We start from the raw sequence: 15,135 nt of genomic DNA on the forward strand, positions 1-15,135 counted from the left end.
CATGACACGCAATCCACTCGATCTAATTAACGAGCAGGTAACTAAAGGAATTGAAGAAGCCATAATTTCTGCAGGGCTGGTTACCTCAGAAGAAATGCCGAATATTGTACTCGAAGTACCAAAAGATAAGAATCATGGAGATCTTGCAACAAATGCAGCGATGCAGCTTACTCGTATTGCTAAGAAAAACCCTCGCATGATCGCTGAACAAATCATTGAACATCTGAATCTTTCCGATGCAGGGATTGAATCAGCAGAAATCGCGGGACCTGGATTCATTAATTTTCGTTTAACGAAAAGTTACTTGTATCCTATCGTTGAACTTGTTCAAGAACAAGGTGACGACTATGGCCGGGTAAATCTGGGCGAAGGACGTAAAGTTCAAGTTGAGTTTGTTAGTGCGAATCCAACAGGAAGCCTTCACTTAGGCCATGCTCGCGGAGCAGCAGTAGGGGATGCTCTTTGTAATGTGCTCGACTTTGCAGGTTACGAAGTGACTCGTGAATACTATATTAATGATGCCGGTAACCAAGTATTTAACCTAAGCAAGTCTATTGAAGCCCGGTATCTTCAAGAGCTGGGTCAAGAAGTTGAGATGCCAGAAGACGGATACCATGGCGCTGATATTCGCGGTTTTGCTAAAGAGTTAATTGCGGAGAAAGGTTCTTCTCTCCTTGAAATGAGCCCAAGCGATCGTGCAGCATTTTTCAGAGACTATGGTTTAGAGAAAGAACTTGATAAAATCAAACGTGATCTAGGCCGTTTCCGGGTATCCTTTGATAATTGGTTCAGCGAGACTTCATTATATGATAATGGTGCAGTGCTTAATGCGCTCGATGAACTACGCGAAAGAAATGAGATTTTTGAAGAAGAAGGAGCAACTTGGCTCGAAACTACGAAGTATGGCGATGATAAGAACCGTGTGCTTATTAAGAATGATGGCACCTATACTTATCTGACTCCAGACATTGCTTATCACCGTGATAAATATGCTCGCGGATATGATACCATGATCAATATTTGGGGTGCGGATCACCATGGATATATCCCAAGAATGAAAGCGGCAATGGAAGCACTCGGTAATGATCCGGATAAATTGATCGTATTGATTGCCCAAATGGTCAGCTTGTTCCAAGATGGCGAGAAAGTAAAAATGTCCAAGCGTACAGGTAAAGCAGTAACGATGGAAGATCTGATGGATGAAGTGGGAGTAGATGCAATTCGCTACTTCTTTACAATGCGCAGTATGGATTCTCATCTTGATTTTGATATGGATTTGGCCATTTCCACTTCCAATGAGAACCCAGTATTCTATGTTCAATATGCACATGCTCGTGTATGCAGCGTATATCGTCAGGCAGAAGAGCAAGGAATAACGGTTTATCCAGTGCGTGATGTTGATCTATCCAAGCTGACTTCCGAACATGAATACAACTTGCTTCGCAAGCTTGGTGAGTTCCCTGAAGAAATTGCAACCGCAGCAAAAGGACATGCACCGCACCGCATCGTTCGTTATGTATATGAACTGGCCTCTATGTTCCACAGTTATTACAAGGCTGAACGAGTAATTACAGATGATGCAGAACAAACACAAGCTCGTCTTGCTCTGCTCGGTGCAGTACGTATCGTAATTAACAATGCGTTGAAGCTAGTAGGCGTAAGCGCTCCGGAAAAAATGTAAGAACGTTTATGTACCTCTGCTGAAAACAAATAAAACCCTCCTTTGAACGGGAGGGTTTTTTGTTTGTTTTAAGTTCCTATGAAATTATCATTAGCTGGTTGCGATTTAGCTGTTTTATGAAATTCATAATTTCATCCCTTCCCGAAGAAGGCGCAGTGCATGCAATTCTCCCCCTTGTTCAGTCCCTCTTGTGGCTTTACGGGAACGCAAAGGGGTTGCTGTTTTCCTAATTAGGTTCTTAATTTCATCAGGAGATAAGCCGGGTTTCTCCGCCATAAGTAGCGCAATTGCCCCGCTCACATGCGAAGTTGCCATCGATGTTCCGCTCATTTCATGATATCTTCCCTGTACCCAGCAGGAGTTTATATTTTTTCCTGGTGCATAGATATCTACATGCGGACCTCTGTTGCTAAAATCAGCGATTTGCCGATTCTCATCTGATGCCCCTACTGAAATGGTTTGAGCATATCTTGCTGGATAATCAATGCTTCTTCGTTTCCCATCATTCCCTGAAGATGCAACGATAACAATACCTTGTTTGGTGGCTCTGTTAACGACATCCAGGAGCGCTTTACTCTTAGTCCTCATACCAAAGCTCATATTGATGATATCTACTCGGTTCCGGACACACCAATCAATCCCTAGAATGATATCGGATACATAGGCAGAGCCTTGATTGTCAAAAGCTTTAACCGGATAAATAACGGATCTCGGCGCCACACCTATAATTCCTTCCATGCTGTTCGCTGCTGCGATCGTTCCTGCAATATGAGTGCCATGACCGTTATCATCAAGCGGGAGCATATTCCTATTCAGCAAGTTGATTCCTCTAGCCAATGAATGTCTAAGATCAGGATGCTGATAATCAGCTCCAGTATCAATAACGGCAATTTTAATTTTATGTCCCGTTGACGTAGACCATGCCTTAGGAGCTCGGATTTGTTTTACTCCCCAAGGGACACCCAGACTGCTTTCTGGTTTTGGAATCCGTGCAGAAGCGAAGTGGACCTTGATTTTAGTGTCCTGTTCAACAATAACTTCGTTGTGAGAGTGAATGAGTCTTGCGGAGGAGGGGAGAGGGACAATGAGCGCTCTTATTAAATGCGAGGCACGTATATACTGTAGCTTGCTGAGGGAAGATTTCATTTTGCGTAATTGATCTAGGCAGTCCCAGTATTGGTGTGGTTTCATAAAACGGATAATTTGATGTCTTCCGACTGGGCGGGAGGTGTGCTCAATTTCATTATGGATCATTTTTAAAAATGTGGAATAGTCCATTTTGGGAAGTCCCCCTCTGGATGCCATGCTTGAGGTATACTATGAGGAGGACATCCGAACTGCATGGGAAACTTGCCTGTTTTTTTTAATAAATAGGCCATTTGGTTCGTGTCAAAACGGAAGAATACTCATACTATACATGGAGAGCTTCATAGCTCTTGCGGGGACCCGTAGAAGAGTATTTCTTCAGGGCGGATACAGTCAGAAGACGGGGGAGGGACCTCCGTCTTTTTAAATTTTGGATTCGCTTTAAAAGAAGCGAAATTATTTTTGCAAGATATCTCCTTACATAAAACTTGCATTTTAGTGCTAAATAGGTTTTACTTATGTTTGTTAATGGATATGTTAGATATAGATCCAAGTTATTGAAACGAAAAAAGTCAGTGAATTATGTGTGAGAGGAAGTGTCCGCAAGTGAGTACCTCACTCAAATTAAAATTAGATCCAGAGCAAATTCGTGAGATGCCGTTAGTTGACTTGGCATTTATGGTATTGAAAGCAGTCAATACACCGATGTACTACCGTGATCTTATGCAAGAGGTAGCTAAACAACGTGGTTTGAATGCTGCAGAATCAAATGATGTCATCGCTCAGCTATATACCGAAATCAATATTGATGGTCGTTTTGCCTATGTAGGCACGAATCTTTGGGGATTGAAACGTTGGTACCCAATAGATAAGTCTGAGGACGGTGTAACTGGTACGAAACGTCCAAGAATCATCAATGATGACGATGATGATGATGAGGAATATGTTGAGGAAGAAGATACACTAGACACATTTGTAAATGAAAAAGAAGATTTCGATAGTCCAGATGAAGACGAAGACGAAGATCTCTTTGATGACGATTCTGATGACGAAGAAGAAATCATCGGTGATGAAGAACTTGATGAAGAGGACGACCTGGAAGAAGAAGACGATGACTCTTCAGAAGATGAAGACGATTTAAATTAGTCCCAAACCTAGTCTTATAAAGTCTGTGAACATCCTTGACAAAAGATCATGCAAACGAGTAAACTATTGCATGGGCTTATGATTGAACGACAATAATTACACTTGTTTTTATATAAAAAAGTGCCCCGTTTTTCGGGTGTGCTTTTTTGTTTTTTATAGGGGAAGTTGATAGGTAAGAAAATGGACCGCCTTGAACGTGTGAGGCGGGATGTTTTTTTGCAAGCAATTTTTGCATGTTCCCTTTTTTACGATGATAACCTGAAAAATGGGTTAGGATAACATCATAATGTCGCCTGATTTTAACGGACTTTTAATAGGAGGGTATTAGTAGTGACAACAAAGTATATTTTCGTGACGGGCGGGGTTGTTTCTTCCCTGGGTAAAGGGATTACGGCTGCATCTCTTGGGAGATTGCTCAAGAATAGAGGACTTAAAGTAACCATTCAAAAATTTGATCCATACATCAACGTGGACCCAGGAACAATGAGTCCTTATCAGCATGGTGAAGTGTTTGTTACAGATGATGGTGCGGAGACAGACCTTGACCTTGGACACTATGAGCGTTTTATTGATATTAATCTGTCCAAGAACAGCAATGTGACGACAGGTAAGGTATACTCGTCTGTTATTAGTAAAGAACGCCGCGGAGAATATCTGGGTGGTACGGTACAAGTTATTCCTCATATTACGAACGAAATTAAGGAACGTGTTTTACGTGCAGGTCGTGAAGCGGGATCGGATGTTGTTATTACTGAAATTGGCGGAACTGTAGGCGATATCGAGAGTCTGCCGTATCTGGAAGCCATTCGTCAACTCAAAGGTGATGTAGGCCGTGACAATGTAATGTATATTCATGTTACGTTAATTCCTTTTATTAAAGCTGCTGGCGAAATCAAAACAAAACCAACACAGCACAGTGTAAAAGAACTGCGCAGCATCGGTATTCAGCCTAATGTTATTGTCTGCCGTACGGAGCAAGAACTATCTGCAGATGTTAAGGCTAAGCTGGCTCTTTTCTGTGATATTGATCCTCACGCTGTGGTGGAATGCCGCGATGCAAGTACTCTATATGATGTTCCTTTGATTTTGCGTGAAGAGGGTCTTGATGAGATCGTAGTAAACCATTTAAAGCTGACGACTCCATTGCCGGACATGAGCGAGTGGGAAAATCTCGTTAGCCAAATTAAAAAGCTGGAAAGAACTGTGGAGATTGCGATTGTTGGTAAGTATGTTGCTCTTCATGATGCCTATCTCAGTGTTGTTGAGTCTCTTTCCCACGCAGGATTTGCTGCAAATTCAGATGTGAAACTTCGCTGGGTTAATGCAGAAGAAATTACAGATGAGAACGTAGATGAGCTTCTACACGGCATCGGCGGTATCTTGGTACCAGGCGGATTTGGTGATCGCGGTATCGAAGGTAAAGTATCTGCCATCCGTTATGCTCGTGAGAATAAAATTCCATTCTTCGGTATTTGCCTTGGAATGCAAGTATCTGTAATTGAATATGCACGTTCCGTAGTGGGACTTACAGATGCAAACAGCTCTGAAATTAACCCTTCTACAGAGTTCCCTGTAATTGATCTTCTTCCTGAACAGAAGGATATTGAAGATATGGGTGGTACGATGAGACTTGGACTATACCCTTGTAAGTTGCAAGAAGGTTCTCTTGCAGCAGCATGTTACCAAGATGAACTGGTATATGAAAGACATCGTCACCGGTACGAGTTTAACAATCAATATCGCGAAATGATTGAGAATGCAGGTCTTGTTATTTCTGGTACTTCACCAGATGGCCGTCTTGTAGAAATTGTGGAACTGCCAGAACATCCTTGGTTCTTGTCTGTTCAATTCCATCCGGAATTCATTTCACGTCCAAACCGTCCACACCCTCTTTTCCGTGAATTTGTAAAAGCATCTCTTACTCATTCAGAGAACTTGTAAAGATCGGAACAAAGTCCCAGATCGGGCTTTGATTAATATAGATACAAAAGACCCCGTCCAGGGGTCTTTTTTGTTTGAGCAAGAGAAGCAGGATTTATCAGAGAAAGGTAGAATCTTTAAATAAATAACCTAATGGTCATTTAGGTAACAATGATGAGCGGGTAGAATCAAGAGATAAGATCGCAGGAGGTTTAGATGAATAATAAAAAGGTGCTCATTGTCGATGATCAAAATGGAATTCGGATTTTGCTCATGGAGGTATTTAACAGTGAAGGGTATACAACTTATCAAGCAGCCAATGGTAAGGTCGCTCTTGAGATTGTTGAGAAGCATACCCCTGATCTTGTCCTGTTAGATATGAAAATCCCTGGAATGGATGGTCTGGAGATTCTTAAACATATTAAGGAAATGAATCCTTCCATAAAAGTGATTATGATGACGGCATATGGAGAACTAGATATGATTAAAGAAGCAACAGAGCTGGGTGCACTTATGCATTTTACGAAGCCTTTTGATATTGATGAGATGCGGGTTGCGGTAAATATGCAGCTAAGCGGGGTAAACACATAGTAAGGAAGGTGTATGAAGTTCTGTCTTCCTGGGCAGGATTTTTTGTAGTGGGTTTTTCCCTGTGGAAAAGAGCACAGCTATTTTTATTACCTATGTTTAGTATTTGACATGGGATGTGGTATAATAAGTCTCGTATGTGAAGTCGGCTTTAAACCATAGACAAACAATCATTTTAGGAGGATTTAAACCATGCCATTAGTATCTATGACAGACATGTTGAACAAAGCACTTGAAGGTAAATATGCAGTTGGACAATTTAACATCAATAACCTTGAGTGGACTCAAGCAATCTTGGGTGCAGCTGAACAAGAAAAATCTCCAGTGATTCTAGGTGTTTCTGAAGGTGCAGCTCGTCACATGGGCGGTTTCTATACCGTTGTAAAAATGGTGGAAGGTCTTATGCACGATATGAAAATTTCCGTGCCTGTAGCAATTCACCTGGACCATGGTTCCAGCTTTGATAAATGTAAAGAAGCGATTGACGCTGGTTTCACTTCCGTTATGATCGACGGATCTCACCATCCAATCGACGAGAACGTTCAAATCACAAAACAAGTGGTTGATTATGCTCACTCCAAAAATGTTTCTGTTGAAGCAGAAGTTGGTATCGTTGGTGGACAAGAGGATGATGTTGTTGGTGAAGTAATGTACGCGAAACTTGACGATTGCCTTCGCATCGTTAACGAAACAGGTATCGATACACTTGCTCCAGCTCTTGGTTCTGTACACGGTCCTTACAAAGGCGAACCAAACCTTGGATTCAAAGAGATGGAAGAAATCTGCAACGCAGTTCATACTCCACTTGTTCTTCATGGTGGTACAGGAATTCCTGAACATGACATCAAAAAAGCAATTTCTTTGGGAACATCCAAAATCAATGTAAACACAGAGAACCAAATCGCATTCGCTAAAGTTGTTCGCGAAGTTCTTGCTGCAAAACCAGATGCTTACGATCCTCGTACGTTCATCCAACCAGGACGTGAAGCAATCAAAGAAACAGTTGTTGGAAAAATTCGTGAATTCGGATCCAACAATAAAGCATAAGATTGCTCTTTAATTAATGATATAGCTATTAATGGAAACACACCGCTTAGTCGGTGTGTTTCCATTTTTAATACAATTTTTAATTCGTGATTAGGATATGTTATACTAAACTTTGCCAATTAGAACTTTTTTTTCGGCTAGAAGTGATTTCTAGGGGGACCCTTTACCTTATGGAAAAATTAATGATTAGTGGTGGACGTCCACTTCAAGGTACCGTTACGATCAGCGGTGCTAAAAACAGTGCGATTGCACTGATTCCGGCAGCGATTTTAGCCGAATCAGAAGTTATACTTGATAATTTACCTTTACTCAGTGATGTTGCTGTTTATTCCGAAATTCTTGAAGAACTTGGTGCAAATGTTTCATGGGAAGGCAACCAGATGAGAATTGATCCTACACACATTATCTCGCTGCCGATGCCTAATGGTCCCGTTAAGAAACTTCGTGCTTCCTACTATATGATGGGAGCGATGCTTGGTCGTTTTAAGGAAGCAGTTATTGGACTTCCTGGAGGATGTAACTTTGAGCCTCGGCCAATTGACCAACATATCAAGGGGTTTGAAGCTCTGGGCGCTACAGTTACTAATGAACATGGAGCTATTCATCTTCACGCGAAGGAATTAAAAGGCGCTAAGATCTATTTGGACGTTGTTAGTGTAGGGGCAACTATTAATATTATGCTTGCGGCCACTCGTGCCAAAGGCTCTACAATTATCGAAAATGCGGCTAAAGAGCCTGAGATTATAGATGTAGCAACACTTTTGAATTCTATGGGTGCTTCTATTAAGGGAGCAGGTACAGAGACGATTCGAATTGAAGGCAAGTCGGAACTCCGAGGCTGCCGTCATTCTATTATCCCTGACCGTATCCAAGCTGGAACCTATATGATCGCAGCAGCAGCGACACGTGGGAACGTTCTTATTGACAATGTCATTCCTAAACATCTGGAAGCATTAACAGCCAAGCTGATTGAGATGGGTGTGGGGATTGAAGAACTTGACGAGAGCATTCGAGTTATTGGAAAACAAAATTATGGGAGCATTGATGTTAAGGCGCTTGTTTATCCGGGCTTCGCAACGGACTTGCAATCACCAATGACGAGTCTACTGACGCAGGCAGATGGAGTCAGTGTGCTGAGCGACTTTGTATATAGCAACCGTTTCAAGCATGTTCCTGAACTAGCCCGAATGGGTGCAAAGATACGAGTTGAGGGGCGCTCTGCCATTATAGAAGGACACCCGCTTAATGCAGCGAAAGTAAAAGCAACAGATTTACGTGCTGGTGCTGCGTTAGTTATTGCTGGACTGACTGTAAGTGAAGGAATTACAGAAGTGACCGGAGTAGAGTTTATCGATCGGGGTTATGATCATCTGGTTACCAACTTGAGAGAGCTTGGTGCTGACGTTTGGCGACAGAATGACTAAGAACTGATTATTATTTTCATAAGGGGTATTAAAACCTGTGCAAGAAGTATATCTTCGGTTGAATATCCCTTGTGAAAATGGGTAAACCTATTTTATAGATTTGTTTATTACAGTGTATGAAAGCGCGGAACATATCATTTGCAATATACAGGGTATTTTCCGTACAATGGAGAATAAGAGCATCTGAATGTAACTCATGAGCTTATAATAAAAGGCTGCACCGTCAGCTGTTCTCCTTACAACGGACTTAATAATTGAATAGGTGGTTATTTTATGGATCTACAAATTTCTGATCTGGAGGTAATGAAGCTAACTGATTTGTACAAGTTAGCAAAGAAGTACCAGATCCCTTATTATGGGCAGCTCAAGAAAAAGGAGCTCGTTTTTGCTATTCTTCGTGCACAAGCAGAACAAAGTGGACTTATGTTTATGGAAGGTGTTCTAGAGATTCTGCCTGAAGGTTATGGTTTCCTTCGCCCGATAAACTATTTGCCAAGTAAAGAAGATATTTATATTTCTGCTTCACAAATTCGAAAGTTTGATCTAAGGACAGGAGATCTTGTATCAGGTAAATGTCGAACTCCTAAAGAGAATGAGCGATATTTTGGTCTATTGCAAGTCAATGCTGTTAATGGTCAAAGTCCTGATCATGCCGCAGAACGACTCCATTTTCCAGCCTTAACTCCTCTATATCCACAGAAAAAGCTAACGCTTGAAACATCCCCGACGAATTTATCTACCCGAATTATGGATGTGCTTGCTCCCGTAGGATTGGGACAGCGCGGTCTTATCGTTGCTCCACCCAAAGCGGGAAAAACGCTTCTTCTGAAAGAGATTGCCAACAGTATTTCAACCAACAATCCGGAAATCGAATTATTTGTACTACTGATTGATGAACGTCCTGAAGAAGTAACGGATATGCAGCGTTCTGTAAAAGGGGAAGTGGTAGCATCCACTTTTGATGAACTACCGGAAAATCATATTAAAGTAGCTGAACTTGTACTTGAGCGTGCTTTACGTTTAGTAGAAGCTAAAAAGGATGTCGTCATTCTTCTAGATAGTATCACCCGTCTTGCGCGTGCATACAACCTGGTGATTCCTCCTTCTGGACGAACACTCAGCGGCGGTATAGACCCGGCAGCATTCCATCGTCCTAAACGGTTCTTCGGTTCCGCTCGTAACGTAGAAGAGGGTGGAAGCTTAACTATTTTAGCGACAGCTCTGATTGATACAGGATCCCGGATGGATGATATCATTTATGAAGAGTTCAAAGGTACGGGCAATATGGAACTTCACTTGGATCGCAAACTTGCTGAACGCCGTATTTTCCCAGCCATCGATATTCGTCGTTCTGGTACACGCCGTGAAGAAGTTCTCCTTAGCAAAGAAGAGCTGGATGCGATTTGGGCTGTGCGTAAAAATATGAATGACAGTCATGATTTTGTGGAAGGATTCCTTAAAAAATTGCGTAATACTAAGACGAATACTGAATTCCTCGCTTCGCTTGATACAGCGGGTCAAAATACGAATCCAGGAAGCGGTGCACCACGCCGATCGAACCGGACAACAACAGCTTCAGCGACAACGTAAATCTGGGCTTAAGCATTGCATTTGCAAAATGTACATGCTATAATTAATGCTGTGTTCTTAATAACTCTGGATCCGCATGAGGTTCAGGGCAAGAAGAGGTGAAAGTCATGAATGAAGCGATTCAACCAAAATATCACATAACTACAGCTACTTGCGCTTGTGGTAACACATTTGAAACGGGCTCTGTTAAAGAATCACTGCGTGTAGAGGTATGCTCCGCATGTCACCCGTTCTTCACTGGTAAACAGAAATTCCTGGATGCTGGTGGTCGTGTTGATAGATTTAAGAAAAAATACGGTATCTAATTTTGATATGAGGCTTGCGTTTCTACGCTTGCCTCATTTTTGTTTTTTGGAGATAAGCAAATAATGGGATGGGTCATAATCGGTTGCAATTTTGCCTGTCTTGCGATATAATTATTTTTACCGTGCTAGATGGGGAGGTAGCGGTGCCCTGTAACTCGCAATCCGCTGTAGCGAGGTTGAATTCCTGTTAGAGGTTTTGTCGATGTGAGGTTTGGTCTCTGCATGCAATGTTGACGGCTGGGTCCTCCGCAATGAGTACTTGTGAACTTGGTCAGGTCCGGAAGGAAGCAGCCATAAGCAAGACCACTCTTGTGCCGGAGGGGTGCCTAACCCGAGTTGTTATGCAGGGGTGCCGCTTGGATCGCAATTATCGATAACAGGTGCACGGTTCTATTTTAAAAAAACATTCAAGAAATGTGTTATATAGAGAAAAACGGACATCTTTGCATATATTTGCAAGGATTTTTTTGTTTTATAGGGTCTAAAAGGAAAGGCTAATTTATACGCAGTTGCTTTTTAAAGTTTTGATTGAGCAGGGAATATAGTATAATGAAGCCACGACAAAAGGTCACGAGACATGTGGAAAGAGGGTAAAGCACAGTGGAACATATTGCGTTGTACCGTGCTTGGCGGCCTCAGTCGTTTCAAGACATGGTTGGACAACAGCATATTATTCAGACCTTACAGAATGCCATTCGTGAACAGCGGATTTCGCATGCGTATTTATTCAGTGGTCCACGAGGAACAGGAAAGACAAGTGCGGCTAAAATTTTGGCCAAAGCTGTTAACTGTGAACGTGGTCCAAGCACTGAGCCGTGCAATGAATGTGAAGCGTGCCTTCGAATTACATCTGGAGCAGTGATGGATGTTCAAGAGATTGACGCGGCCTCTAACCGAGGGGTTGAAGAAATTCGTGATCTTCGCGAAAAAGTAAAGTATGCTCCAACAGAGGTTCGTCATAAAGTGTACATCATTGATGAGGTACACATGCTGACGACAGAAGCATTTAATGCACTTCTTAAAACGCTTGAAGAACCGCCGCCGCACGTGATGTTTATTTTAGCAACAACAGAGCCTCACAGACTTCCTGCAACGATTATCTCTCGCTGTCAGCGGTTTGATTTTCGCCGAGTTTCGCTGGAGGAACAGACAGAGCGTCTTGCTATGATCTGTAAAGAAGAGGAGATTACTGCCGAGGAAGAGGCGCTTCAGTATATTGCCCGTCTTTCGGACGGAGGTATGCGGGATGCGCTGAGTATTCTAGACCAGGTTTCTTCCTTTACAGGAGGACAAGTGACTTACAGTCAAACGCTGGATATGACCGGCGGCTTGCCAGCAGAACAGTTTGGTAAACTTGCTCAGTTTCTCCTACAGGGAGAAGTGGGCGAGGTGCTGCAGACGGTAGAGCAGTTCATGCAAGAAGGAAAAAGTGCAGATAAGAGTATGGAGAACCTTCTTTATTATTTCCGAGATCTTCTCCTGATTAAAATGGTCCCGAATGCGGAACATATGACGGATCGTCTACTTGACCCTTCCTCTTTTAAAGGAATGGCAGAGGCGTTTTCGAGGGAACAACTTTTTTATATTATTGATACACTGAATCGTTATCAGAGCGAAATGAAATATGCGGCACAGCCGCAGACGTTGTTCGAAGTAGCGCTTCTAAAATTGTGTAGTCTTCCTAAGGGTGCGGGTGAGTCTGCTTCTGAGGCAGGAGGGGGCACTGCAGTAAGTTCTTCTGAGTTAGCCGCAATGAAACGACAAATTGCAGAACTTGAGCAGAAACTTGATAAAGCATTAAAGAATGGCGGTGTAGGGACTGCGAACCAAAATTCAGCAGCTCCGGCTAGATCTAACCGTCCTTCTGCTCCAAGATCCTCAGGGGTAGCCAAAATACCGCCTCATATGGATCAATATATTGCTGAGAAGGACAGTGCAGAATTCACTGATATCAGCAAAAAATGGAGTCAAATCCTCCAGCGTGTGAAAGAGGAAAAAGTGACAGTCCACGCCTGGTTTGTGGATGGAGAACCTGTATCTGTTCTAAATGATGCAGTTCTTGTTGCTTTTAAGAATAACATTCACCGTGAAACGACAGAGAAACCAGCAAATAAACAAGTGATTGAGAGTGTTCTTGAGCAGGTGGTTGGAAGACCGCTTCGGCTTGTTACGATGCTGCAAAAAGACTGGCTCGCCGTGATTGAAGGTTCCTCTGATCCGAAGAAGGAAGAAGAGTTCACGCTTGAAATGGAACAAGTGGATGGAAAAAAGGAGCCTTGGATTGACGAGGCACTTGAGCTTTTTGGTGAGAAATTGGTTATCATTAAAGAATGAAACTCTAAATCAAATAAAACCCAATTAGGAGATGATGAACGATGAATAACATGAACCAGATGATGAAGCAAGTGAAGAAGATGCAGGAACAAATGCTGAAAGCTCAAGAAGAGCTTGGAACAAAAACAGTAGTGGGTACCTCTGGCGGCGGTGTAGTCACTGCAGAAGTTAATGGTCATAAAAAACTGACTTCCATCACAATTAAACCAGAAGCTGTAGATCCAGAAGACGTAGAAATGCTGCAAGATCTGGTTATGGCTGCAGTAAATGATGCAATGACTAAAGCTGATGAGTTGGCTAACCAAGATATGGGTAAATTCACAAACGGCATGAAAATCCCTGGCTTGTTCTAAATTGAATTGATCTAGAAGGAGAATGTAATTTTGTATTATCCTGAACCGATCGCGAAACTTATAGATGCGTTTACTCGTCTACCTGGCATTGGCCCCAAAACGGCGGCACGCCTAGCTTTTCATGTGCTGAAGATGAATGAAGACGACGTAATCGATTTTGCTAAGGCGCTGGTAAGTGTGAAGAGAAATCTTCATTACTGTTCGGTATGCTGTAACATTACAGATACAGATCCTTGCCGAATATGCCAAGATAAATCCCGCGACCCTTCTGTCATTTGTGTAGTTCAGGACTCGAAAGACCTTGTGGCTATGGAACGGACAAAAGAATTCGATGGTTACTACCATGTACTTCAAGGAGCCATCTCTCCTATGGAGGGAATCGGTCCCGACGATATCAAACTTAAAGAGCTGCTTATGAGACTGAGTGATGAGCGGGTCAAAGAATTGATACTTGCAACCAATCCTAACATTGAGGGAGAGGCTACAGCGATGTATATCTCAAGGCTGGTTAAGCCTTTCGGGATTTATGTGAGCCGGATTGCTCACGGACTTCCTGTGGGCGGCGATTTGGAGTATGCGGATGAAGTGACTTTATCGAAGGCGCTCGAAGGACGGCGCCAGTTGCATTAGTAGTACCGTGAACTTAATATGATGAATTATAAAAAAGCTCCCAATGGGGAGCTTTTTTAGTTCTAAGGTGACCTCTCCTGCGATATGAATGGAATAACGTTAGCTTTTTAGATGACTGCTTTATGGAGAAGGACGAGCATTCATGTACCAGTCACTGTGTAACTGTTTCATTCCAAACATTCTTGCTTCAAGAATGATATAAGGACAATGAGCGGAGGGGTCATTATGGTTAGTTGGATAAAGTCTATGAGATATAAGAGCGGAAACTTGTTAAATGAAAGTGTGGAGATTCATAAGGAGATTTTTGAAGACATTAAAAAATCGCATGAAGAGTGGAAAGCGGCACATTGTATGTTTGAAGAAGCAGTAGAGCAAGATCAAATTGATTATGCGATTTTTATTCTTGAGGCTGCAGAGCGAAGATATCAAATGCATCTTAGAAGAGCCAAGAACTATGGAGTTGTAGGATCAACTCATGAATGTGTGAATGATACTCCTTATAATAACCTTGCTAAAAGAGTGGAGGGTTCACATTGAGGGATATAATTCTCTGGGGAGTATTATCCGTTTCCTTACTGCTGTTACTGATTATTGTGTTTAGAAAAAGATTGGGGCTGGGCTGGATCTCCTCATTTGGCCTTCACTTAGTTCTTGCCTCTCTAGGGATTTATGTAATTAACTATTCTGGCTTGACCGGAAATATGTATATACCTATAAACCCTACAACAATAGGGACGGTGACGGTATTAGGACTGCCTGGAGTGGGTCTTTTATTAGGTTTAAAATATTCTTTATTTAGTAGTTGACATTAGTACTAGGTATATGATAAATTATATTTCGGCCCTAAAAAAGAGAATTTAATTAGAAATGAAGCTGAGAAATCAGCTGAAAAAGAAAATTAAAAAAACTCTTGACATGAAGGTAGCTAACATGATATATTATAAAGGTCGCTGAAACAAAGCGATTAACGAAAAGCTTGATCTTTGAAAACTGAACAACGAGGAGTTTTACGTAAGTAAAACTCGTGAGTG

At 42.1% G+C, this 15,135-nt stretch carries 14 protein-coding genes and 1 other RNA gene; 14 read left to right on the forward strand and 1 reads right to left on the reverse strand.

Features of this window, described 5'->3' with window-relative positions:
• The first annotated feature begins 1 nt into the window (after window position 1).
• Window positions 2-1,681 (forward strand): arginine--tRNA ligase, encoded by a 1,680-nt coding sequence (gene argS / locus GQY27_RS11220; RefSeq protein ID WP_160034327.1) that lies wholly within the window; start codon window positions 2-4, stop codon window positions 1,679-1,681.
• A 123-nt stretch (window positions 1,682-1,804) separates the two neighbouring features.
• Here the strand turns inward: argS and GQY27_RS11225 are convergent, their stop codons facing one another.
• Window positions 1,805-2,959 (reverse strand): S8 family peptidase, encoded by a 1,155-nt coding sequence (locus GQY27_RS11225; RefSeq protein WP_160034329.1) that lies wholly within the window; start codon window positions 2,957-2,959, stop codon window positions 1,805-1,807.
• A 414-nt stretch (window positions 2,960-3,373) separates the two neighbouring features.
• Here GQY27_RS11225 and rpoE point away from each other — a divergent pair, with 414 nt between their 5' ends.
• The 13 genes from rpoE to GQY27_RS11290 all read left to right on the forward strand — a co-directional run bounded on the left by rpoE (window position 3,374) and on the right by GQY27_RS11290 (window position 14,910).
• Window positions 3,374-3,913: a DNA-directed RNA polymerase subunit delta gene (gene rpoE, locus GQY27_RS11230; RefSeq protein WP_160034331.1), complete on the forward strand. Its 540-nt coding sequence runs from the start codon at window positions 3,374-3,376 to the stop codon at window positions 3,911-3,913.
• A 330-nt stretch (window positions 3,914-4,243) separates the two neighbouring features.
• Window positions 4,244-5,854, forward strand: coding sequence for a CTP synthase (gene pyrG / locus GQY27_RS11235; protein ID WP_160034333.1), 1,611 nt, complete (start codon window positions 4,244-4,246; stop codon window positions 5,852-5,854).
• 195 nt (window positions 5,855-6,049) lie between these two features.
• Window positions 6,050-6,424: a response regulator gene (locus GQY27_RS11240; RefSeq protein ID WP_160034335.1), complete on the forward strand. Its 375-nt coding sequence runs from the start codon at window positions 6,050-6,052 to the stop codon at window positions 6,422-6,424.
• 189 nt (window positions 6,425-6,613) lie between these two features.
• A complete protein-coding gene (fba, locus tag GQY27_RS11245; protein WP_160034337.1) occupies window positions 6,614-7,468 on the forward strand; it encodes a class II fructose-1,6-bisphosphate aldolase in 855 nt (284 codons plus the stop codon).
• Window positions 7,469-7,638: 170 nt separating this feature from the next.
• On the forward strand, window positions 7,639-8,892 hold the full coding sequence (gene murA / locus GQY27_RS11250) for a UDP-N-acetylglucosamine 1-carboxyvinyltransferase (RefSeq protein ID WP_160034339.1): 1,254 nt from the start codon (window positions 7,639-7,641) through the stop codon (window positions 8,890-8,892).
• 273 nt (window positions 8,893-9,165) lie between these two features.
• On the forward strand, window positions 9,166-10,482 hold the full coding sequence (gene rho / locus GQY27_RS11255; protein ID WP_160034341.1) for a transcription termination factor Rho: 1,317 nt from the start codon (window positions 9,166-9,168) through the stop codon (window positions 10,480-10,482).
• 107 nt (window positions 10,483-10,589) lie between these two features.
• Entirely contained in the window at window positions 10,590-10,787 is a 198-nt protein-coding gene (rpmE, locus tag GQY27_RS11260; protein ID WP_160034343.1) for a 50S ribosomal protein L31, read from the forward strand.
• A 120-nt stretch (window positions 10,788-10,907) separates the two neighbouring features.
• An RNA gene (ffs, locus tag GQY27_RS11265) (signal recognition particle sRNA large type) lies at window positions 10,908-11,175 on the forward strand.
• Between the two features lie 212 nt (window positions 11,176-11,387).
• Window positions 11,388-13,121, forward strand: a complete 1,734-nt coding sequence (gene dnaX / locus GQY27_RS11270) for a DNA polymerase III subunit gamma/tau (RefSeq protein WP_160034345.1) — start codon at window positions 11,388-11,390, stop codon at window positions 13,119-13,121.
• Window positions 13,122-13,162: 41 nt separating this feature from the next.
• Window positions 13,163-13,474, forward strand: a complete 312-nt coding sequence (locus GQY27_RS11275; protein ID WP_160034347.1) for a YbaB/EbfC family nucleoid-associated protein — start codon at window positions 13,163-13,165, stop codon at window positions 13,472-13,474.
• A 30-nt stretch (window positions 13,475-13,504) separates the two neighbouring features.
• On the forward strand, window positions 13,505-14,104 hold the full coding sequence (gene recR / locus GQY27_RS11280; RefSeq protein ID WP_160034349.1) for a recombination mediator RecR: 600 nt from the start codon (window positions 13,505-13,507) through the stop codon (window positions 14,102-14,104).
• Between the two features lie 225 nt (window positions 14,105-14,329).
• Entirely contained in the window at window positions 14,330-14,641 is a 312-nt protein-coding gene (locus tag GQY27_RS11285; RefSeq protein WP_160034351.1) for a DUF2508 family protein, read from the forward strand.
• On the forward strand, window positions 14,638-14,910 hold the full coding sequence (locus GQY27_RS11290) for a pro-sigmaK processing inhibitor BofA family protein (RefSeq protein ID WP_160034353.1): 273 nt from the start codon (window positions 14,638-14,640) through the stop codon (window positions 14,908-14,910). Before GQY27_RS11285 ends, GQY27_RS11290 begins: the two co-directional genes overlap by 4 nt.
• The last annotated feature ends 225 nt before the right edge of the window (window positions 14,911-15,135 follow it).

Origin of the sequence: Paenibacillus sp. An7 (assembly GCF_009870785.1) — a bacterium.
Classification (GTDB): Bacteria; Bacillota; Bacilli; order Paenibacillales; family Paenibacillaceae; genus Paenibacillus.